This window comes from Methylococcus mesophilus, assembly GCF_026247885.1.
Classification (GTDB): Bacteria; Pseudomonadota; Gammaproteobacteria; order Methylococcales; family Methylococcaceae; genus Methylococcus; species Methylococcus mesophilus.
On the sequence record NZ_CP110921.1, the window covers coordinates 2807378 to 2827889 of the forward strand.

Here is a 20512-nt window from a genome sequence, read left to right on the forward strand (position 1 = left end):
CGTACACCCATTCTTCTGGGAACCGCGTAGCGTGCGCTGAAATATGAAGCACATCGCAAGATATTCGACTTTTCCGTTTGGTTAAGCGGCGGTCGATTCGCGCGGAATCACTTCCCGCTCGATGCAGGAGCTCCGAGCGGCCATCTTCAAGTCAAAGTTGGCCTGGAGGTTCAGCCACATCCGGGCGTCTCCTCCGAAGTAGCGGGCCAGGCGCAATGCGGTGTCCGGGGTGATGCCTCTGCGTTCTTTGACGATTTCATGGATGCGGGTGGCGGGCACTCTTAACGCTTGGGCCAGGGCGTTCACGCTGAGTCCTAAGGGCTTCAAGAACTCTTCGCGCAGGATTTCACCGGGATGGATGGGCGCAAGCTTTCCCAGGTGGGGGTCGGCCACGTCGCAGAAGTCGAGGGCGTTGATTTCTTCAATGCGGATGGTCATGCGCTTACCTTGTCAGTGGTAGTCGATGAATTCTACGTCGTAGGCGTGGCCGTCTTCGAACCGGAAGCAGATACGCGATTAGTCGTTCCGATCGCCGCCCAGAGCTTCGATGCGGTTGCCGGGTGGAACCTTCAAGCTTTCGATCCGTTCGGCCCGGTCCAGCCAAGCCAGTATCCGCCGGGCCATTTGGAGCAGTTTGGCCGGGTATTTGCGGACTCTTTCGCCGGCAAACACGGCATCGGTGGCTTTTTCGGCGAAGGTCCTTATCATGCGAGGGACAATATTACGGTCGGCGTAATACGTCAACCGTTTCAGGCGATGTTTGCTGCGGAGCCGTCGAGCTCAGGCGGTCACTTCGTCAGCGAGCAAGGCCCTCGTTCAATGGTGGACCGATGCGGTGGAAGTTCCGCCAGAAGCCAAATACGCTTCTTCATGTGTCGAGAGCCGAATACGCTGCTTGGGCTCAAGCAAACGGCGAAACTGGGGCATCCGATCCTGCATTCCCACGCCTGTACTGCGTCCGCAGGATGGAGCGGGCCACTGCATGCATACGGTTGTCCGTGGCATTTGCCACCCCACTCGTCTTCCTGGCCCGAATCCGTTCGTCGAACTTGTCCCGGTCGATATCGGCAAGACGACAGCCGCTCAGGGCGGCAGTTGGAGAACGGCCGGCAGATTTGCGGGTCCCGAACGGGCGAGCCGGTTTATCCGGCAACGGCAACGCGGTTACGGCCTGTGTGCTTGGCGGTGTAAAGAGCCCGATCGGCATGCTGCTTGATGGCGGTTAAGTCGAACGGCGGCTGATCTATACAAGCGACACCTATGCTCACTGTGAGCGGGATTTCCTTTTCACCGTAACGGAGGCGGGCTTCCATTGCCGCGACCCGCAGGCGCTCGGCGATGGCGGTCGCTTCTTCTCGGGGCGTCGCGGGAAGCAGCGCGCAAAATTCTTCGCCACCATATCGGCAAAACAGGTCCATACGGCGCAGGCAGTCCGCCATGATTTCGGCGATCCTGTGCAGGGCGACATCGCCCGCCACATGGCCGAATCGGTCGTTCACCTGCTTGAAGTGATCGATGTCGATCATGAGCAGGGAGACGGGTTCGCGCTTGATGCGTGCTCGGGCAAGTTCGTCGCCGGCCAGATCTTCAAAAGCACGCCGGTTGTAGATGCGGGTAAGCGCGTCGAAGGATGCCAGTTGGTGCAGTTCGGCGTTGAGTTCTTCCGCGAAGATGAGGCCGAAGCACAAAGAGATGATCCCGGTACCGACCAAAAGTACGGCAAACGTGACCTGCTGCAGCCAGTTGCCGCTCAGCGGACTCAGAATCGGATGATACAGGAACAGTGGGTTTGCGCTGCGCATGCCCCAGACCAGGCCGACGACCATCGTCAAGGTTCCTGTGACCCGGTAAATCGACCGGCCCGACTGCGGCGCGGAACGCAGAAGAGCGAAGGCGATCAGGAATGTCACCACGGCCGAGATGGCGCTGTTGATGACGATGCGCAGCTCGGAGCCGCCCAGGTAGAGGAGATAGGCGTTTATGGCTGCGGTCAAGAGAACCGGCACAGCCAAGGCGGTCTTGCTATAGGGACGCTCCTGAATTTCCTGCACCGCCACGAACACCAGCAAGGCTCCGCCCACACCGACCGTCACGGCGCTCCCCATCACCAGCGGTTCGGGAACGATGCCGAGGTCCGACAGCACGAGCAATCCGAAATCCGTGCCCATCATCAGCACACCCAGAGCCCAGCAACGCATGGCGCGCATAAGCCGGGGCGGATATTGCGAAGCGATGAGAAAGATGACGCCGGCCTTGCCATAGCAAACCAGGGCAATGATGGCCAACAGGGTAAAGATATCGATCACGACCGGATCCGCCTGGGGTCGGGAGGGTAGTCTAGTCTGCTGCTTTTTTGCCGACGCGCATAGCGGCGCGCGGGCGTGAGATCGGATTTTGAAGGCGCTTCGGGGCGGGCCGCGAACGGAGCACCGGCAAAAGAGAGGGCGACCAACCGCCTGAAGGGTAGCGGCCGGCCGCCATCTGCTGGTTTCTATGACATGAAACTTGGGATTTCATATGGCCAGGGAACCACCCCTGGCCACGATTGGGATTTAAGCCCTTTCTTCGCGGGAATGCAACTTATTATCATTCCCTGCTCGTGGATGCGGGATACGAAAATGCGGATCGATGCCCTGAATGGAGAACCGAGGCCCGTTGCTGTCGCGGGATGAGGCCCAGACGCGGATGGCGAACGGGCGATGGCTGACGATCTCGCCGGCTTTGAACACTTCCCTGGAAAAGCGCTCCTCGGTGCGGCTGCCTTTTCTCAGCCCTTCAGTCCGGCCGCATCATGCAGGCATGGCTTCATGCCATGAATCCCAAATCCACCGCCACGCCCTGCGTCGCCGGGAACAGGAGGCTCCAGTCCACGGTCGGATCGGGCACGAACCAGCGGCCCAGGGTGGCGGCGAACTGGTCGGTGGAAATCGCCGGTATCCAGGCCCCGCGGCCGTTGGCGTCGTCGTTGCCGCCGAGAACGTAGGCCGGCATCGTGCCGTACACCCCGCCCTGCACCGCATCCCCCAGCACGAAGTGATGGCTCCCCCAACCGTGGTCGCTGCCGTCGCCGGAAGGTTGCAGGGTGCGGCCGAATTCCGACTGGGTAAACGTGGCGACCTTGTCGGCGGCGCCGATGTTAGCCATCTCCTGGTAAAACGCGTCCATGGCGTCCGCCAGCTCGCCGAGCAGGTCATACTGCTGGTAGCTCTGTCCGCTGTGGGTATCGAAGCCGCCCAACATGCAGAAGAACACCTGGCGGCCGGTACCGGTGCCGCCGCCGACGGGGTCGAGCCGCTTTTTGATGATTCGGGCGACCGTCTGCAGCTGGCCGCTCAGCCCGCCTGACCCGGTCTGCGGCCAATTCGCCGTCAGTGCCACCGAACTGAGAGTCTGAATGTTTGCGGCGAGTTGGATACCGTCGCCGAAGATGCGGTTGGCCACCTGGCGCAGAGGGCTGCCGCCGTCCTGCTTCAACAAGCCGTTCTTGATGCCGGCCAAAGCGGGGCTGGCGTTGTTGTCCGGCCACCAGCCGACGCCGGACAGGGCCAGGTTGCCGCCGACGGGGATGACGTTGTAGGCCGCGTTGCCTCCCCGCGGCAGGAAGGCGTTGCCGGCGACCGACACCGCATCGAGGCTGGTGAGCAGACTGGGATCGATCAGGTCCAGCAGCCGGCCGCCCCAACCGTTGCCGTCGGATTTCGAGCCGGCCTGGGCGTCGATCATCTGGTCCGAGTGCGAATACAGGTTGCTCGGCTTTTTCTTGAGCGGATCGTTGAAGTCCGCCAGCCCCGCCGGCAACGGCTCCACGAGGCTCCCCATGTTCAGCACCACGGCCAGCCGGCCCTGGTCGTAGCGGTCGCACAGCTTCTGCAAAGCGCCGTGCAGGGCATAAGGCGCCTCCAGCGGAGTGTTGAGACCGAGCTTCGAACTGACGCCGTTATATTGGCCGCCCGCGTGTAAAGCCAGCGTGGAGCCTCGCGCGTACCGGTAAGTCCCCGGGGTCTGGAAATCGCCGTAGGCGGGACTGTCCAGCGAGGGAATCACGGTGTTGTGGCCGTCGTTGCCGCCAGCCAGGTAAATGCACACCAGCGCCTTGTAATCGCTCGGCGCCCAGCCCGCGGCCGAGGCCGGACGGCCGTTGGCGAGCAGATTGAGGGCGGCCAGGCTGCCGGTGAATTTGAGGAAATTGCGGCGGGATACGCAGTGGTCGTGAATCGTCATCGTCCGGCTCCAGGTTAACGGTGAACGGCATATTCGCTGGACAGCGCCGCCAGATAGAGCAAGGTCCTGGCGCGCTGGGTCATGTCGCAATAGGGCAGCGCGGTGTCGTACAGGGTCTGGCGCAGCTCCGGCGACATCCGGCCGTGGAACAGGGTGGTGTTGATGAGATCGGCCAGCTTGTTGGGATCGGACGCCGCGGTGACGTAGGGCGTCAGGTCGAACGCGTAAGCCGTCTTGGCCGACCCCGAGATAAGCTCCCAGAACAGATCGGCCCGCAGGATCGCCTGGCTCGGGGAATAGATCTGATACTCCGGCCCGTACAGCCCGGAGCCATCCGGCAGCCGGCCCAGCGGAGAGTAATAGCTGAATACGCTGGGCGGTGCCAACACCGCTTCCCCGGCCAGCCGCAACTCCCATTGGAACAGTGCAGGATCGAGCAGGTTCGCGCCCACCGCGCGGGTGAAGCCCAGCATGTGCAGCACGGGGTCCTTCAAATGGCCCTGGTTGGCCGACGGCACATCGTGGCGGGCTTCGGCATCGGTCAGGATTCCCCGCACCACGGCCTTCAGATCACCGTCGGTGGTAGCGAAGACGTCCGCTACCCGCTGAACGTAGGCCGGGCTGGGATTGCTGGTCACCAGGCTGCGGATCAGGCGGATCGCCACGAACGGCGCGACGTTGGGATGGTGGAAAATGCCGTCGATCGCCAGATCCAGCTCGGCGGCGGTGGACTGGCCGGCAGGCAGGCTGAAGGCGCCGGGCGTATTCGCGAACAGCGTCTTGGCGCCCGTGGCATGGCTGCCGTCCCGCGTCTCCATGCCGCCCACGAAGTACTCGGGGTTCTTGGTCCGCGGAGTAGCGCCGGGCTGGGTCGGATAGGTCCAGCCGGTGAGGGCCAAAGCCAGTTGCTGGATGGTGGTCTGATCGTAGCTGCTCAGCGGCTTGCCGTAGGCATCGGTCTTGGCGCTGCCGTCCTGATTGAGCTGAACCAGCCCGACGCTGAACAGCTGCAGCAGCTCGCGCGCATAGTTCTCGTTGGCGCCGCTGGGATTGCCCGGCGAGGGCTTCACGCTGTTGGCCAGGTCCAGGAACTTGCCCATGGTTGGCGATACCGTGACCTGCCGCATCAGGCTCTCGTAATTGCCGAAGGCGTTATGCACCAGCAGGTTGACCCAGGGGATCAGGTCGTCGCCGTTGGTGTTCTTGTTGGAAGACACCACGAAGATCTGCGACAGCGCGAACGCCACCCGCTGCCGCAACTGGTCCGGCGCCGCCGCCATGTTGCCGAACCACAGCGCTGCCACCTGCGAGGTGTTGAGGCCGTTCGGGATCAGCGATTCGGGTGTCTGCGCGGGATCGAACTGCTTGTCCAGCCAGGCGTCGATACCGGACTGCTTCACCTCGGTCAGCGTGGCCGGGGTCGGGCCGAAACTGGCCTGCTCCAGGAACCGGGCCGCCCGGACGTCCAAGGCGTCGGCGGCGGCGCCCGCGACATACGGCGCGGACGGACAGCTCGGATTGGATACCGTGCTGCAGACGCCGAAGCAGAACTTGTAGGCGGCAGAGGTCAGGTTGCCGGGATTGACCAGCACCAGGCTGGCGGTGCCCTGGTCCGCGCTGCCCGCCGTGCCGGTGACGGTCACCGTACCGTTGGGATTGATGACGGCAGCGGCCGGCTTGTTGTTGACCAGCGCCTGCAGCGGCGTGTACAGGCGGGTGGCCTTGACCGTGAGGCTGTAATTGCCCAGCGGTACGGGATTGGGCGCGACGCTGGAGATCAGCGGGCGCGGCAGTCGCACTGTGACCAGGGCGCTGCCGGACACCGCGGGATCGGCCTGGGCGGTCGCCGTAACCACCACGGTGTTCACCGCCGGGATCGCCGCCGGCGCGGTGTACGCGCCGGTGCTGCTATCGATCGTGCCCGGACTGTCGGTGCTGCCCGGCGCCCCGCTTACCGACCAGATCACCGCGGTGCTGGCCAAGCCGCTGACGGTGGCGGTGAACGTCCGGCTGCCATTGATCGGCACCGAATCCGTCGCGGGACTCACCGTAATGTCGGCGGCCCATGCTCCCGCCTGGACACATAGGGCCACGCCCCAGGCCAAGCGAAACAGAAATGGAATGACGAGTCGCATTTTCCAAACCTCCTGATCAAGTGATATGGCCAGCCCCGACGAACCTGTCGGCGTTTACAGTGCCACGACATGTACTCGAAATCTTGGACGATACCGCAGAGATATAAGGATGATTCCGCATATATGCGGTGTGCGCGGAGCACGATTGCCGGACATCGCTTAAACCCGGGTCTTTACCGGTCAATGAAAAACGGAGCCTCACTCGCAGTCCGGCGACTCACTACCGTCTCCTGCGGACGTGGCCACCCCTCGCATCTCTTCACGCTCGAGCTCCATCAAGAGCCGGAGGCGGTCGTCCCTGGCAACCTCGCGCCAGGATTTTCCCGAAATCCCCCCCCTCGATCGCCCACAGCAGGTTGAGGCTGGCACAGGCACCGCACCCCTTGACCTGAACGAATGCCCGGACGACACCGAGTGCCTGAAGCTGCTCAAGCGTATGGATACCGGCTCGCGCAGGCATCTCGCCTGATTTCGGCCCAAAAGTTGGAAGGTCGCAGATGTTCAACGGCGAATCCGGCCCAGATTCTGTGTTGACGCTTGTTTCTCAGCCTTCCTCAGAAGGCACGAATGCCGTTCCATCTGCTGGCCTTCCATAGGTTTATCTGAATACCTCAGCAGGAATACCCCTTGGCTCAGGGCAGTACCTTCACGAACTTCGCCTTGACCTGTTTCGACTTGTTCAGGGTGACTTCACAGAGGAGTTGTGGCGGCAGGGTGCCGCCCTGCACTTTGAGCTTGCAGGGACCCGACCAGCCGAGGAAGAGATATTTCGGCGCCGCCGTGGCCGTCAGGGTGACGACCGATCCCTGGGCGAAACTGCCCTGGCAGGTGGGGCCGCAGTCGACGCCGGCGGGGGCGCTGGTGACCTTGCCTTTGCCGTTCTTGACGACGCTGAGATTGTAGGTTGGCGTCACCGATACGAAACTGGCGGTGACGGCCTTGGCCTGGTTCATGGTGACTTGGCAGGTGGCGCCGACGCTGCTGTCGCAGCCGCTCCAGCCGGAAAAGGCGTAGCCCGCAGCCGGCACCGCCGTCAGGGTGACGCTGCTACCGGCCTTGAAGTCCGCACCGCAGGCGCTGCCGCAGTCGATGCCCGCCGGATTGCTGGCAACCGTTCCGCCACCGGCATTGGTAACGGTGAGTGCATACCGCAGCGTGTAAACATAGGCCGCGCCGCAATGGCTCCCCTGCGCGCAGGACTGCCCCAATGCGCCCACCAGCAAGGTGTCGCCGGCCAGCGCAACTTCACCGAAATAAGCATCCGCTTGGGTGTCCTCACTGCCATCGGTGTTTTGCGCGGACATCTTTCCTTGAATGTTCCAGGCCGTCCCGGTCCGCCGGTATACGTACGCAGCACCGCAGCTAGCTCCAGCCGAACAAGAGCGCCCCCAAGCGCCGACCAGTGCGGTATCCCCGGACAGCGCCACCGAATTGCCAAAGTTGGCACTTGCCTCGGCATCATCGGTCCCCTCCGGATTCTGCGCGGTGATTTTCTGTTGGATCGTCCAAGCCGTGCCCGATCGGCTGTAGACGTAAGCCGCCCCGCAACTCGCCCCTCCGGCACACGAACGGCCGGAAGCTCCTACCAATGCCGTGTCACCGGACAGCGCCGCGGAGTTGCCGAAATGCGCAGCGTCCGCGATGTCATCGCTGCCGTCGCTCTTCTCGGCGAATATTTTTTGCTGAATATGCCATTGGGTTCCGCTACGGGCATAGAGATAAGCGGCGCCGCAGGCGCCCCCCCATGTGCAATCCAAGCCAGGGGCGCCCACAAGCGCAGTGTCGCCGGATAACGCAACGGAGCTCCCGAAATAAGCATGCATTGCCTGGTCGTCGGTACCATCCGTGTGGAGAGCAACCAGTTTCTTCTGGATGTCCCAACCGCCTCCGCTGCGGGTATAGACGTACGCCGCTCCACAGCCTGCCGCCCCTCCCGGACATTGCCGAACATCGGCACCGATCAAGGCGGCATTGCCCATCAATGCGACCGACCGGCCGAACTCGGCAAAGCCGGTCACATCGGACGTGCCGTCCGTGTTCTGCGCCGTAATTTTCTGCTCGATACTCCATGTGGTACCGCTGCGGTTATAGACGTAAGCCGCTCCACAGGAATAGCTCCCTGCACAGGACCGGTCTTGTGCTCCGACCAATGCCGTATCGCCGTCCAACGCAACAGCAATGCCGAAATCGGCTTTCGCCTCGGTATCGTCGCTACCGTCGGTATTCTGTGCCGTGAGTTTCTGCTGGACCTCCCATGTGGTACCGGTGCGGGTATAGACATAGGCCGCCCCACAGCCGGCACCCGCCGAGCAATCTCGACCGTTGGCCCCGACCAGCGCCGTATCGCCTGAGAGCGCTACGGAGTAGCCGAGCTGTGCATTTTGTTCGGTGTCGCCGCTGCCGTCCGTATTCTGTGCCGAAAGCTTCTGCTGAATGCTCACGATCAAGGGATCGACCGTGACGGGCCAAGCCGCGCCGCGGACGTCCACCTCGATGGTGAGCTGATCTTCGACCGCCGCCAGATGCGCCGGCAGGGTCTTGCCGTTGGCGTCGATCACGCTGAGGTCCTTGTACGCCAGCACTTCCTGGCCGCTCCTGTCGCGGAACCTGGCGCTCCTGCCGCCGGCCTCGATCCCGGCTTTGAGGTCGCCGCCGGTTCCCAGCCGCAGTTCCACCGCGGCGGCGGCGGTCTCCGGCGGGCGCGCCAAGGTGAAGCCTTGCTCCAGGCCTTCGGGCCGGTTCTCGTACCATTCCGTCACCGCACCGCGGCGGTATTCCAGCCGTTGCCCGCTGGCTGAGACTTCGGCTTTCACGATGGGCTGGAGATGCCCGGACGTGCCGTAGCCGGTGAGTTTCATCGACCAGCGCCAGTCGCGCGGCTTGCCGCCGGGCGCGATTTCCAGGCCATCGCCGTCGAAGTTCAGCGCCATCCGGTTATCGGGGTTCAGCGCGGTGTAATGGCCTGCGCCCGCCGGTTCGATGCTGCGCAGGCGCTGGTCGATAGCATTCCGTAATTCCGGAGGAACCGCGTTGCGGGCCGGCTGCGCCTCCGCGCCCCCAGCGACCAGCACCACCAGCAGCGCAATGCCCACGCGCGCCTGCGCCGAACCGGAATCATCGAAGTTCGGCACGATGCCGCGCCATTTCGACAGACTCAGCCACGCAGGCACGTTCGTAAAGTTGAATCTCATTGGCTCATCTCCATGTGTCATGTGTCAGGCATCATCGAAACGCCATCCAATCGACTGTCCCCGGGTATCTCCCGTTTGTTTCAGATTAGCCGGGGTGCGCCGCGCTATCCTGCGAATTCCCTGGAACTTGGCTGCAACCAAGCTGCAATCCGGCTGCCGCCTCGGAGTGAAGTCAGGGCGGCGTGGTTCTTCCCTGCCAATCTACCAAAGCCCATGGACAGCGCTCTACGTCGATTCCGCACAGTTGCAGGGACGATTCCGCACAGGGATTTAAAGACCAGGCACAGGAAGACTCGAGCCGGCGAGCCGGGCTGTCGGCTCCCTGTAACCCATCTATGCCTCCGATCCCATTGGTGATAAACATATAAAATCGGATGCAAACTAGTGCCTTTTTGGGCATCCGCAGCGGATGCCGCCGAATCACCAGTCAGAAGAAACCAGAAAATCCGGAAGATGGACTGTCCAAAATCCAATTTTGCGATGACTTTTTGCACGGACGACTTCCCCGCCGTCAGCCGAACGGAAATGTGGCAGGAACTGATCGCCGCCAAGGTGTTCGGCCAGGAAGTGTCGCCGGTCACGTCGGCCCCATTTTTCGCCCAGGCGAACTGCCTGCGCCTGGGCAAGGTGGACTTGGCCTATGGCTGGTCCAGTCCCGCCGTGTACCGCCGGACACCGCGGCTGATCGCCGCCGACGGCAATGACGATCTGGTTATGGTGATCAACATTGCCGGACGTCTGGAAGTGACCGACGACTCGCACCAAAGCCGAACCCTTGATGAACTCAGCGCCACGGGATTCCGCTGCGGGAAGCCGGTCGCCTTGTTTTCTCAAGCAACGGCGTATTCGGACGAGCGCAACCACCACGCGACCAGCATCCGGATTCCGCGCCAGGAACTGCTGCGGCGCGCACCGCAAGGAGAAAGGCTCATCCTCGGCCGATTCGACAGCCGGGGAGAGCCTTTCAGCTTGCTGTTGGGATATCTGCAACTGCTCAGGAGCACCGGCACCCTCCTGCAGAACGCGGATCTGGCCCGGCTGGCGGGCGACCATATCCTGGATATGGTGACGCTGATGCTCAACCCGACCCGCGATGCCCGGCGGGAGGCCGCCCACGGCGGCCTGAGGGCGGGCCGGCTGGCCGCCCTGCAACGCTACATCGCTCTGAATTATCGGGACTTCGAAATATCCGTGGGAAAAGCCGCAAGCGCACTGCGTATTTCAGAGAGGTACGTGCAGAGCTTGATGGCCGAAACCGGCTCCAGCTTCACCGAAACGGTCAACTGGCATCGATTGGACTTGGTTCGAGGGCTGCTCGGCGACGCCGGGAATCAGCGCCAGCGGATCAGCGACCTTGCCTTTGACGCCGGCTTTCGAGACTTGGCTTACTTCCACCGGTTGTTCCGGCGTCGGTTCGGCGACTCACCCGGAGCCTTCCGGATCGGCAAGGATTCCGCTGACGAAAAATAGGACCGGCCTCCCCCTGGACTCCTCAGACCAAAGAGCAGGGCAACCGCAGCGTAGGATTTCTCCGCTGCGGGGCTGCACACCCAAAGTCACTGCTTAGGATTTGGCAAAGAATAACTTCCCGAAATTAACAGCCGTCGTTCCGGCATGGATTGCCGGACTCCAGGTTCCAGGGGTGGAATGGCCTGGGAACATCCATGTAGTCTGGATGCCGGCGATCCTTGCCGGCATGACGGTGCTTTGAACGAAAAATGTTGTTCGGTCATTCAGGGAAGTTATTTTCGGCCATATCCTTACCCTCCAGCGGATCATCTGGATACCTCAGCAGGAAAGTTTCCTGGCTCAGGGCAATACCTTCACGAACTTCGCCTTGACCTGTTTCGACTTGTTCAGGGTAACTTCGCAGAGAAGCTGCGGCGGCAGGGTACCGCGCTGAACCCGGACCGCGAGCTTGCAGGGGCCCGACCAGTCGAGGAAGAGGTATTTCGGCGCCGCCGTGGCCGCCAGGGTGACGACCGATCCCTGGGCGAAACTGCCCTGGCAGGTCGGGCCGCAGTCGATGCCGGCGGGGGTGCTGGCGACCTTGCCTTGCCGCTCTTGACGACGCTGAGGTTGTAGGTCGGCGCCCCCGCCACCACGGTGTCTCCGGAAATCGCGACCGCATAGCCGAGACTATTATTCGACGCTGCATCCGAGGCGGTCGCCTTGAAGGACTCGGTACCATCCGCACAGACGCCGATTCCGCGCATATGAGCCGCTTTGAACCCGTCGAAGTCGCCACAACCCGATCGATCAGATAGAATCGGCGGCGCACAACTTCCCGGGGCTCACCGTACCGGCTTCCAGCTCTGAAACGTTTCGACAGCCAGCGCAGGAACCGAAGCGCCAACGAATCGGAACTCAAGTCCTTTTGGAACAAACGCTGAATGGAACCTCTGGAAGTCAACGCCGATTTGACTTTTTGTACCACCGACTTTCCTCGCGCAAAGCGGATGGAAATGTGGCGCGAACTCGTCGCCTCGGCGGTGTTTGGGCAAGACATGACGCCTGCAGATCCGCTCTCGTTTTTCGCTAGAGCCAGTTGCCTTCCCTTGGGCATAGTCGACGTGGTACGGGGCACATCCAGCGATGCCGTCTACCGCCGGACGCCCCGGCTGATCGCCGCCGACGGTAATGACGACTTCGTATTCGCGGTGAACCTCGCCGGCCGTCTTGAGGTCACAGATAGCTTGCGCCACAGCAGAAGCCTCGCCGGTGTGGGCGCTACCGGATTCCACTGCGGCAAACCCGTGACTCTGTCCTGTCTTTCATGTTCGGACGGACACCCGTACGGCGCCGTCAGCCTGCGTATTCCGCGGATGGAGTTGCGCCGGCGGGCGCCCCACGGCGAGAAAAACATTCTCGGATGTTTCAGCGGGACGGAGGAACCTCTGCGTTTGCTGATGGGATATTTGCGGATGTTCGGCAAAGCCGGTACTCCGATACCCAAAGGGGAATTGGCGCAACTGGCGGGTTCTCATATCCTGGATCTGGTGACGCTGATGGTCGGCCCCACCCGCGACACCCGGTGGGAAGCTTCTCAAGGCGGCCTCCGGGCGGCTCGGCTTTCAGCCGTCCAGTCACTTCTGGGACGCGATTTCCAGGACCACGAGCTTTCCGTGCGAAAGGTCGCAGGCGCCCTCGGGATTTCCGAACGCTACGTGCAGAATCTGATGGCCGAAACCGGCGAGAGCTTTACCGAAACGGTCAACCGCCTGCGACTGGAGCACGCGCAACAGATGCTCGGCGAGCCGAGGTATCGACATTGGCGCGTGAGCGACGTCGCCTTTGCTTCTGGCTTCAGCGATTTAGCTTATTTCCATCGCTTGTTTCGGCGCCGGTTCGGTGACTCACCGGGCAACTTCAGAACCGGCATCAAGCGCAACGATCACCGGCGAACCGCCAACGAAACATCCAACACATAGGCGCAGCGCCGGCATCCAGGCCCCAGGATGGACCTTGCCTCCCACGGCCTCTGGGTTTCGTCGATCCAGGTGCGACGGTTGCAGTTTTTCCTGGGCTTTCCGTGCAGATTGGGTCTTATTTTGACACCCTCCCTGTCCATGAACCTCAAGGTCAAAGCGCCCTTCAGCCCGCGACGAATGCCAATCGTGGGCCGAAGCCCGTCTCGAGCGACGCCGGAGGACCCACTCCCACGATCGGTCCAAGTTCCCGGGCGCCTTCGGCGCGGGCAATACGCTTTACCTGATTAGCAAGAATCCTCAGCCGTCATTCCGGCAGGGAGCTCGGATTCCAGGCCAGGGACGGTAGGTCGCCACCCAAGGCGCGCTTCGTCGAAGTTCGCGAGACTACCGGCCTAACATCCTTGTCGCTGGATTCCGGCTTCCCGGCCGGAATGACGGAGTTTTTCGAGGTTGGCTGAAGATTCTTGCTAATCAGGATGCTTTATGGCCTCCCAGAGGCGAGAGCAGACATGGCCACGGCGATCGCCTCTGGGCTGGCACTCTTTTTGATAGACAATCACGCAATCCGGGCAGCACAATTTCACAACCGTGCGGTTCCAATTTGCTCGGGAGTCGGACATCGGCGTTGCGACATCAGTCGAACAGGAGTCAATGTGGGCAGCCTACTCGTTTTTTGCAGCAATGAACTGCCGGAGCGCGATCGCTTCGATCTCTGGCGGGAGATGGCCTCCGGCGGGCCGGGGGCAGTCGATGTCGTCCATGTCGATCGGCGCCCTTTTTTCGGGCGGGTCGAATGGCTTCCATTGGGGTGTATCGACGCCTACAAGGCATCGTTCAGCGCTGCGACTTTTACCCGCTCCCGCCGCTGGATCGAACGGGACGGTTTCGACGGCTTCTGCTTCCACATCAATCTGAGCGGACGCAGCGAGACCTCGCGCCACAAGGAGAAAACGGTGCTGGACGGTTTCAGCGCAACCGGCTATTCGTACGGCAAGCCCTTCGAAGCCTCGCTCGTTCCGCAGGCCGGCCGGTACTGCGAGAGCCTGAATCTGGTCGTTCCCCGCGGGGAGATGCTGCAAAAGGCGCCCAATGCGGAGCGGTCTATCGGCGCACTCCAGGCGGATCAGGCACCGCTGCGATTGCTGTCGCAGTATCTGATGCTGCTGGGCAATACCCCGCCGGTTGCCGAGGATTCCCGGCTGTCCCAGCTTGCCGGCAACCACGTCCTGGACCTGCTCGCCTTGGTGCTGGGGCCGACCCGAGAGGCCGAGCACGAGGCCGGGCTTTGCGGCTTGCGAGCGGCGCGTTTGGCGACGTTGAAAAAATACCTTCAGGACCATCATCACCGGCCGCAGCTGTCGGTGGCCGCGGCGGCCCGGGCCTTGAATATTTCAGAGCGGTATCTGCATGATTTAATTGGAGAAACCGGCGAGAGTTTTACTGAAATGGTAAACCGCCTGCGGCTGGAGCGGGCGCGCGGGCTGCTGTGCGACCCGAAGTATCGGCACCTTCGCATCGGCGAGATCGCTTTCGCCTCGGGTTTCAATGATTTGTCTTATTTCAACCGGCTGTTCCGGCGCCGGTTCGGCGAAACACCGGGGACCTTCAAGGCTGGGGAGCAGATGGCCGCCGACTCTTTCCGTGCGCTCGACCGGCTGGTGTTGCCCGGCAGTATGGAAACCGGGCACGACTGACCGCTGCGAGGCTTCACCCCGCTTTGAACTCAAACGCTTTCCGGAAAATAGCGGAAACAAAAAACGCCGACGAACCTCGGCGTTTTTTGCATGGCAAAACCGGCTTTGGCCGTTGCCTTATTGAGCCGGACCGTAAATCGAACCGGCATTTACACCCGGCCCGGGGTTGTTGAGGCAGGTCGGGTGCCCGAATCCGCTTGTGCTGGCCTGGTTGCCGATGCCGTTGTCCTTGACGATGTCCTGAATCATCGCATCGTTGTTGCCGGGGGAAACGCCGGCCGGGACGTTCTTGACGGCGAAGGCGCCGCCCGCCAGCAATTCGCGCACCTTCCAGGCCACGACATGGTCGGTACAGGAGGTGTCCCCTGAAACGCCGATCGCGCCGACCTTCTGCTTGGCGGAGTTATAGAGCGCGAGCCCGCCGCCGAATACATTGATGCCGCCGATGCGCTTGCCCTTCAGCGGATCGTTCTTGGCGCCGAACTTGATTGCGCTGCCGAGGTAAGACAAGGTCGGGTCGATGGGATTGCTGGCCTGCAAGCCGTAGAGGCTGCCGCTGGGCTGAGTCGCGGTGTAGAGGTTGGCGGTCGACAGGGCGAGGTCACCGGTGCTGAAAGCATTGGCCGCATTGGCCTTCTGGGCGGAAATGTTACGGCTGCCCAGCCAGATGTCCGCCGTCACGTCCTGCGATGCGCTCAGGGAATTGGTCACGTTGCAGATGGTGCCGCTGCCGTCCACCAGGGTCAGCCACATCGGGAAACCCAAGCCGCCGTTGTCCAGCGATACGACGCTGCTGATCGTGGACTTCATGTTGTCGTAGGTCAGCCCCTGCTTTTCCAGGTCGGCGCAAGTCGCTGCCCAGGCGGCACTCGAGGAAAGAAGCAGGCCGGTCACGGCCCCGCAGATTTGTTTGGCGTTGAACATGGAATCTCCGTGGTTACCTTGGTATTTGATGGTTGGACTGATTGCCGGTCAAGGGATGTGCTCCTCCACCGGCGCCGGCTTCGACATCCGGCTGTCGAAGTTTAAGAATAAAACGCCGGATTTTCTTGGACAATAGCGCAATCCGACGGAGCAGATTCCGCACTCACCAAAGACAGTGTTCCGTGCCGCCTCCAGACAAAGCCGGTTCTGGCGTGCGGGAAATTCCCAGACGGGCCGTCAGTCGCCTCTACGTCGAAACCACAACGGGCGGTCGGTTTTCAAAAAAGCCTTGAGTCCAGCGTAGCCGATCTGCACCTCTTCCGCGGTGCCGGCGGAAGAGCGCGGTCCGTGCCCCAACAGTACGACGACCCCCCGGTCATCGAACAGCCAGTTCGCGTCGTCCTTCACATCGGCGGATACGGAATCGAGCCAGCCATCGACGTCCGCTGTGTCGGAATTTTCCTTGAGGTATTTCCTGGCCTGCGCGAAGACGGCTTCCCAGAATTTCCGGTCGACGCGGAATACGTCGTCAAGCTTGAGCGGCCTGCCGCGATCGAGGTCCCAGTTGAGGGTGTATTCGGACATCCAGGTGTGTCCGGTCGGGCCCGCGTTGGTGTGAATGACCTCGAGACTGATCAAATGGCCGTCGAAATGGTGAACTTCGAAAGTGCGCGCGAAGTGCTCGACTCCTTCGCCCATCGCCTGAAGGTCACCGGGAGTGAAACGGGACAGGCGGGATGCGAGGGCCAGAGTCTTGTCGATGTGCCGATTGAAGGCCTGCGCCTTGTCGGCCGGCGTTCCGGTAAGCCAGGGATAGCTGTCATCCTCGACTTCCGCGGTTGATGCCACTTTCCTGTTTCTGAAGATCAGCCGTCCTTCCAGTTTCAGAGTCCCGCTGGTTTGGCTGGGAAGTGCGAGCACGCCTTCCCGCTCCTCGTACTCGGTGTTCAGGCAGTCGGCAACACCCGACGGAAGGGAGGCGTCCTCCGCAGACTTCTTCGCGCCACACCAGCCCCGAACCCAGCTCACCCAGTCCCGCTGTGCGTTTCGCACCGTCGCAAAACTTTCTGGCGACAGGTCTTTTTCAAGCCGCGCGAACTGTTCGGCGAGGCCCCGGTCGCGGGCTGCGAGATTCTCGTCGGAACAGATGGCTCGTTCGATCGATCCTTTGGCTTTGGCGCAGTCGAAGCTGGGATGCGGATCGGCATGAGCCGCAGCGGTCGTTGCCACGGCTGCCGCACAAAAGAACAGGGTTTTCACGATTCTTTCCTCGTGGGGGTTCGACCAGGAACGGATGCGCGCCGGCCGGCATGCCTTCCAAGAAACGCTTCACAGCTTGCGGTGCCTGCAGTACCTTGAGCGTGACGGGGATACAGGTCTTGACAAATCCTGTAGGCCGCTCCTTCGGATACCCCGGCGGCCACCGTCTACCGCAACATACTACAACGCCAATAACAACCTTTGAGGAGGAAAACATGGAAATCATCACGACCAAAGCCGGCATCGAAATGCTGTTGCGTTGGGGGCATTTTCTGGGCGGCATCACCTGGATCGGGCTGCTCTATTATTTCAATTTCGTCCAGACCGAATACATGAAGGAAGCGGACGCCGGCGCTAAACCGGACGTGCTGCGCAAGCTGGCGCCCAGGGCGCTGTGGTGGTTCCGCTGGGGGGCGATGGCGACCTTCCTGACCGGCGTTGCCATCATGGGGGTCCGGGGCGGCGGCATGTCGATCGACATCTACGTCGGCGCCCTGCTCGGCACGCTGATGTTCCTGAACGTGTGGCTGGTGATCTGGCCCAACCAGAAGATCGTCATCGCCTCCGCCGAAGGCGTGGCGGCGGGCGGCGAGCCGCTGCCGGACGCGGCCGACGCGCTGGCGGCGGCGGGCGTGGCCTCGCGCAGCAACGCGATGTTCTCGGTGCCGATGCTGTTTTTCATGGGGGCCTCCGGCCATTATCCGCACGGCGGCTTCGGCGTGGTCGCGTTCCTGGCGATTTTCCTCGCGGTCATGGTGCTGGAATACAACGCCGTCTACAAGGCACTGGTCCGCTGCCCGCAATGCAACAAGTTCAAGCTACCGCCCGCCGGCATTCTCGGCCCGATGGCCAGTGTGCCCGGCGTGATCGGCTGTGGATTCGGCCTCACGGTGGTTCTGTTCGTCATCCTGGAAGTTCTGACCTGAGCCCATTGGCCAGGGCGCTTGACTTGACCGGTAAGCAACGGCGAGAATCGGACCCATGAAACTTTCGCTGAAACCCTTCGACTTCGTGAGCTTTACGCATCTTTGGCGCAAGCCGATGCGATGGCTGGCGCTTGCCTGCGGGGTTCCATAGAGAGTCGTCTGATTACAGGCGTTTTCGCAAAAGAGGCCGCAGGTTCCCACGAATCTGCGGCCTTTTTGTTTTTTCCGACCGGGAGGTGTGAAATGAGCGTTACCGTCGCTTACCTGAGCGTCATCCTGCTCTGGGCCACAACCCCGCTGGCCATCAAATGGAGCGGGGAAGGGCCGGGCTATCTGTTCGGCGTCACCGGCCGCATGGCCATCGGCACCCTGTGCGTGCTGCTGGTCATGCTCGTGCTGCGCCGCCGCATGCCCTGGCACCGGAAAGCGGTCCGCACCTACCTCCTGGCGTCGATCCAGGTTTACGGCGCGATGCTCGCCGTGTACTGGGCCTCCCAGTTCATTCCTTCGGGCTGGATCTCGGTCGTGTTCGGGCTGTCGCCCCTGCTCACGGCGCTGATGGCGGCGGCCCTGCTGGGCGAGCGCAGCCTCACCTTGGCCAAGCTGTCCGGCTACCTGCTGGGACTGGCCGGACTTGCGTCCATATTCGGTTCTGCCTTGGAACTGGGGCCACACGGGGTCTATGGCATCATAGGAGTGCTGCTGTCGGCCTTCCTGCAATGCCTCAGCGCGGTCGGCATCAAGCGCCTGGATGCCAAGCTGCCGGCCCTGACGACGGTCGCCGGCGGATTGATGATCGCCTTGCCGGCCTATCTGCTGACCTGGGTGCTGGTCGATGGCCAATGGCCGGAGTTGCTGCCCACCACCAGCATCGCCGCCATCGCTTATCTCGGCGCGATCGCCACGACGGTCGGGTTCGCGCTCTATTATTATGTCCTGAGCCATTTGTCGGCGACGCGGGTGGCGATGATCAGCCTGATCTCACCGGTGCTGGCCTTGTACCTGGGCCATGTCCTGAACGACGAGCCCTTGTCGCTCAGGATCGTCGGCGGCACCGCCCTGATCCTCGGGGCGCTGTTGCTGCACCAGTGGGCCGAGCGGCGAGTGGCGCAAGAGGCGTAATAACGGGCGATCGATGCTGGAAGTCCATTTGAATCTTGAAACCGGACCGGAGCACCGGGCGGACCTGCAAAGCCGCCTGGAACCCGGCATTCGCCTGAATATGGGCGAATGCCGGTCGAAGGCCGGTTTCGATATTCTGGTAACCGGGGAGCCGACGGTCGAGGACCTGGCAGGCAATCCCCGTCTGCGCGCCGTGATCGTACCGTGGGTGGGCGTGCCGCTGGCGACGCTCGATCTCATGCGGGAATTTCCGCGCATCGCCCTGCACAACCTGCCCTACAATATCGGGCCCACCGCGGAAATGGCGGTGGCCCTGCTCCTGGCCGCCGCCAAGCGGATCGTCCCCTACGACCAGCGGTTCCGCCGGGGCTATTGGTCGGGCGAGCACCCGGAAGTGCCCGGCTCGGTGATGCTGGATGGCGGCTTGGCTCTGATCCTGGGCTACGGCCGCATCGGACGGCGTATCGCCTTGGCCTGCCGGGGCCTCGGTATGCGGGTCGTCGGTGTGCGGCATAGTCCCGGACCGGCCGCTGAAGAATACGCCATCGCCGACCTGCCCGTGCTTTTGCCGCAGGCTGCGGCATTCATCGTCTGCCTGCCGCATACCCACGAAACGGAAGGCATGATCGGGAAGCGCGAACTGGAACTGCTGCCGGCGAATGCCGTTCTGGTGAACGTGGCGCGAGGGGGGATCGTGGAAGAGGAAGCGCTTTATCGGACATTGCAGGCGCGGCGTATCTACGCGGCCGGGATCGACGTCTGGTACCGCTACCCTTCTGCCGCCGAGCGTAAGGAGGGTTTGCCGCATCCGCCCTCCACCTTCCCCTTCCATGAACTGGACAATGTGGTGATGAGTCCGCACCGGGCCGGCTGGTCGGAAGAAAAGGAGCCGGCGCGGCTCGGCGAGCTTGCGAACATGCTCAATGCCGCCGCCCGCGGCGAGCCGATGCCGTACCGGGTCGATCCCCTGCGGGGCTACTGATAACCGACCCTCAGAATGCACATATGAACGCAAGGGGCTTCGTCACCCTGAAAACGACGGCCGCGCACCAGACCGAGGTGAAAGGCTCGCTGTTCCTGGCCTATGGCGCACGGGCCGATACGCCGGAACAGGGGCTCGCCTTTCTCCGGACCGTGGCCGCCAGGCATCCCGACGCGTCCCACCTGTGCTGGGCCTATCGGATCGACGATCAGTACCGCTTCAGCGACGCCGGCGAACCGGGCGGTACCGCCGGTCAGCCCATCCTCCGGGCCATCGAGGGACAGGGGTTCGATCACGTGGTGGTCGGGGTGATCCGCTATTTCGGCGGTACCAAACTCGGAGCGGGCGGGCTGGTGCGTGCCTACGGAGGAACGGCGGCGGAGGCATTGCGCACCGCCGAGCGGCAGGAGGAACTGCCGCGGGCCGAAATCACGGTCGAAGTACCGTTCGAGCACATGGGCGCGCTATACCGGCTGCTGGAGTCGCTCGGCGTGGACCAGCGGATGGAGACGTACACCGAACAGGGCCTGAAGGTCACGATCAGCGTTCTGGAAAGCCTCGTCGACCAATTCCGGGCGGACCTGCGGGATGCCACGCGCGGCCAGTTTTCGCTGATCGAACCCTAA

General features: G+C 62.5%; 17 protein-coding genes and 1 pseudogene. 7 read left to right on the forward strand and 11 right to left on the reverse strand.

Annotated elements, in window-relative coordinates; all coding sequences use genetic code 11:
- Nucleotides 1–81: 81 nt before the first annotated feature.
- From OOT43_RS13300 to OOT43_RS13325, 7 genes are all read right to left on the reverse strand, one after another.
- The gene (locus OOT43_RS13300; RefSeq protein WP_266021062.1) at nt 82–438 is read right to left on the reverse strand and encodes a HigA family addiction module antitoxin; all 357 of its coding nucleotides are present in this window, start codon (nt 436–438) and stop codon (nt 82–84) included.
- 78 nt (nt 439–516) lie between these two features.
- Nucleotides 517–708 (reverse strand): type II toxin-antitoxin system RelE/ParE family toxin, encoded by a 192-nt coding sequence (locus tag OOT43_RS13305; RefSeq protein ID WP_266021063.1) that lies wholly within the window; start codon nt 706–708, stop codon nt 517–519.
- A 434-nt stretch (nt 709–1142) separates the two neighbouring features.
- The gene (locus OOT43_RS13310; RefSeq protein ID WP_266021064.1) at nt 1143–2306 is read right to left on the reverse strand and encodes a GGDEF domain-containing protein; all 1164 of its coding nucleotides are present in this window, start codon (nt 2304–2306) and stop codon (nt 1143–1145) included.
- A 499-nt stretch (nt 2307–2805) separates the two neighbouring features.
- The gene (locus OOT43_RS13315) at nt 2806–4221 is read right to left on the reverse strand and encodes a DUF1501 domain-containing protein (protein WP_266021065.1); all 1416 of its coding nucleotides are present in this window, start codon (nt 4219–4221) and stop codon (nt 2806–2808) included.
- A gap of 14 nt (nt 4222–4235) precedes the next feature.
- On the reverse strand, nt 4236–6356 hold the full coding sequence (locus OOT43_RS13320; protein ID WP_266021066.1) for a DUF1800 domain-containing protein: 2121 nt from the start codon (nt 6354–6356) through the stop codon (nt 4236–4238).
- 259 nt (nt 6357–6615) lie between these two features.
- Entirely contained in the window at nt 6616–6861 is a 246-nt protein-coding gene (locus OOT43_RS20610; RefSeq protein WP_394358013.1) for a TfoX/Sxy family DNA transformation protein, read from the reverse strand.
- 127 nt (nt 6862–6988) lie between these two features.
- Nucleotides 6989–9547, reverse strand: coding sequence for an InlB B-repeat-containing protein (locus OOT43_RS13325; RefSeq protein WP_266021067.1), 2559 nt, complete (start codon nt 9545–9547; stop codon nt 6989–6991).
- 480 nt (nt 9548–10027) lie between these two features.
- Between OOT43_RS13325 and OOT43_RS13330 the strand changes: the two genes are divergently transcribed.
- The gene (locus OOT43_RS13330) at nt 10028–11017 is read left to right on the forward strand and encodes an AraC family transcriptional regulator (protein ID WP_266021068.1); all 990 of its coding nucleotides are present in this window, start codon (nt 10028–10030) and stop codon (nt 11015–11017) included.
- A 339-nt stretch (nt 11018–11356) separates the two neighbouring features.
- On the opposite strand, the gene OOT43_RS20615 is transcribed toward OOT43_RS13330, so the two are convergent.
- Nucleotides 11357–11575 carry an InlB B-repeat-containing protein gene (locus OOT43_RS20615; protein ID WP_394358058.1) on the reverse strand — a complete coding sequence of 73 codons (219 nt, stop codon included), beginning with the start codon at nt 11573–11575 and terminating at the stop codon, nt 11357–11359.
- A gap of 38 nt (nt 11576–11613) precedes the next feature.
- Nucleotides 11614–11763 (reverse strand): annotated as a pseudogene (locus OOT43_RS20620) (FG-GAP repeat protein); the annotation flags it as partial.
- Nucleotides 11764–11940: 177 nt separating this feature from the next.
- On the opposite strand from OOT43_RS20620, the gene OOT43_RS13335 reads away from it, so the two are divergent.
- Both OOT43_RS13335 and OOT43_RS13340 read left to right on the forward strand, forming a co-directional pair.
- Nucleotides 11941–12978, forward strand: coding sequence for an AraC family transcriptional regulator (locus OOT43_RS13335; protein ID WP_266021069.1), 1038 nt, complete (start codon nt 11941–11943; stop codon nt 12976–12978).
- A gap of 653 nt (nt 12979–13631) precedes the next feature.
- A complete protein-coding gene (locus OOT43_RS13340) occupies nt 13632–14672 on the forward strand; it encodes an AraC family transcriptional regulator (RefSeq protein ID WP_266021070.1) in 1041 nt (346 codons plus the stop codon).
- A gap of 117 nt (nt 14673–14789) precedes the next feature.
- On the opposite strand, the gene OOT43_RS13345 is transcribed toward OOT43_RS13340, so the two are convergent.
- Complete coding sequence (locus OOT43_RS13345) at nt 14790–15596, reverse strand: GlcG/HbpS family heme-binding protein (protein WP_266021071.1); 807 nt, start codon at nt 15594–15596, stop codon at nt 14790–14792.
- 237 nt (nt 15597–15833) lie between these two features.
- Nucleotides 15834–16856 carry a lysozyme inhibitor LprI family protein gene (locus tag OOT43_RS13350; RefSeq protein ID WP_266021072.1) on the reverse strand — a complete coding sequence of 341 codons (1023 nt, stop codon included), beginning with the start codon at nt 16854–16856 and terminating at the stop codon, nt 15834–15836.
- A 215-nt stretch (nt 16857–17071) separates the two neighbouring features.
- Here OOT43_RS13350 and OOT43_RS13355 point away from each other — a divergent pair, with 215 nt between their 5' ends.
- The 4 genes from OOT43_RS13355 to OOT43_RS13370 all read left to right on the forward strand — a co-directional run bounded on the left by OOT43_RS13355 (nt 17072) and on the right by OOT43_RS13370 (nt 20512).
- Nucleotides 17072–17782 (forward strand): urate hydroxylase PuuD, encoded by a 711-nt coding sequence (locus tag OOT43_RS13355; RefSeq protein WP_266021073.1) that lies wholly within the window; start codon nt 17072–17074, stop codon nt 17780–17782.
- Nucleotides 17783–18025: 243 nt separating this feature from the next.
- On the forward strand, nt 18026–18904 hold the full coding sequence (locus OOT43_RS13360; RefSeq protein ID WP_266021074.1) for a DMT family transporter: 879 nt from the start codon (nt 18026–18028) through the stop codon (nt 18902–18904).
- A gap of 28 nt (nt 18905–18932) precedes the next feature.
- Nucleotides 18933–19886 carry a 2-hydroxyacid dehydrogenase gene (locus tag OOT43_RS13365; protein WP_266021075.1) on the forward strand — a complete coding sequence of 318 codons (954 nt, stop codon included), beginning with the start codon at nt 18933–18935 and terminating at the stop codon, nt 19884–19886.
- A gap of 23 nt (nt 19887–19909) precedes the next feature.
- Nucleotides 19910–20512: an IMPACT family protein gene (locus OOT43_RS13370; protein ID WP_266021076.1), complete on the forward strand. Its 603-nt coding sequence runs from the start codon at nt 19910–19912 to the stop codon at nt 20510–20512.

Bases quoted from the DNA above. Each gene is read 5' to 3' on its own strand.
- OOT43_RS13330 (WP_266021068.1), top strand. From the start codon at position 10,028: ATGACTTTTTGCACGGACGACTTCCCCGCCGTCAGCCGAACGGAAATG.
- OOT43_RS13305 (WP_266021063.1), bottom strand. From the start codon at position 708: ATGATAAGGACCTTCGCCGAAAAAGCCACCGATGCCGTGTTTGCCGGC.
- OOT43_RS13360 (WP_266021074.1), top strand. From the start codon at position 18,026: ATGAGCGTTACCGTCGCTTACCTGAGCGTCATCCTGCTCTGGGCCACA.
- OOT43_RS13300 (WP_266021062.1), bottom strand. From the start codon at position 438: ATGACCATCCGCATTGAAGAAATCAACGCCCTCGACTTCTGCGACGTG.
- OOT43_RS13335 (WP_266021069.1), top strand. From the start codon at position 11,941: ATGGAACCTCTGGAAGTCAACGCCGATTTGACTTTTTGTACCACCGAC.
- OOT43_RS13355 (WP_266021073.1), top strand. From the start codon at position 17,072: ATGGAAATCATCACGACCAAAGCCGGCATCGAAATGCTGTTGCGTTGG.
- OOT43_RS13325 (WP_266021067.1), bottom strand. From the start codon at position 9,547: ATGAGATTCAACTTTACGAACGTGCCTGCGTGGCTGAGTCTGTCGAAA.
- OOT43_RS13370 (WP_266021076.1), top strand. From the start codon at position 19,910: ATGAACGCAAGGGGCTTCGTCACCCTGAAAACGACGGCCGCGCACCAG.
- OOT43_RS13345 (WP_266021071.1), bottom strand. From the start codon at position 15,596: ATGTTCAACGCCAAACAAATCTGCGGGGCCGTGACCGGCCTGCTTCTT.
- OOT43_RS13320 (WP_266021066.1), bottom strand. From the start codon at position 6,356: ATGCGACTCGTCATTCCATTTCTGTTTCGCTTGGCCTGGGGCGTGGCC.
- OOT43_RS13315 (WP_266021065.1), bottom strand. From the start codon at position 4,221: ATGACGATTCACGACCACTGCGTATCCCGCCGCAATTTCCTCAAATTC.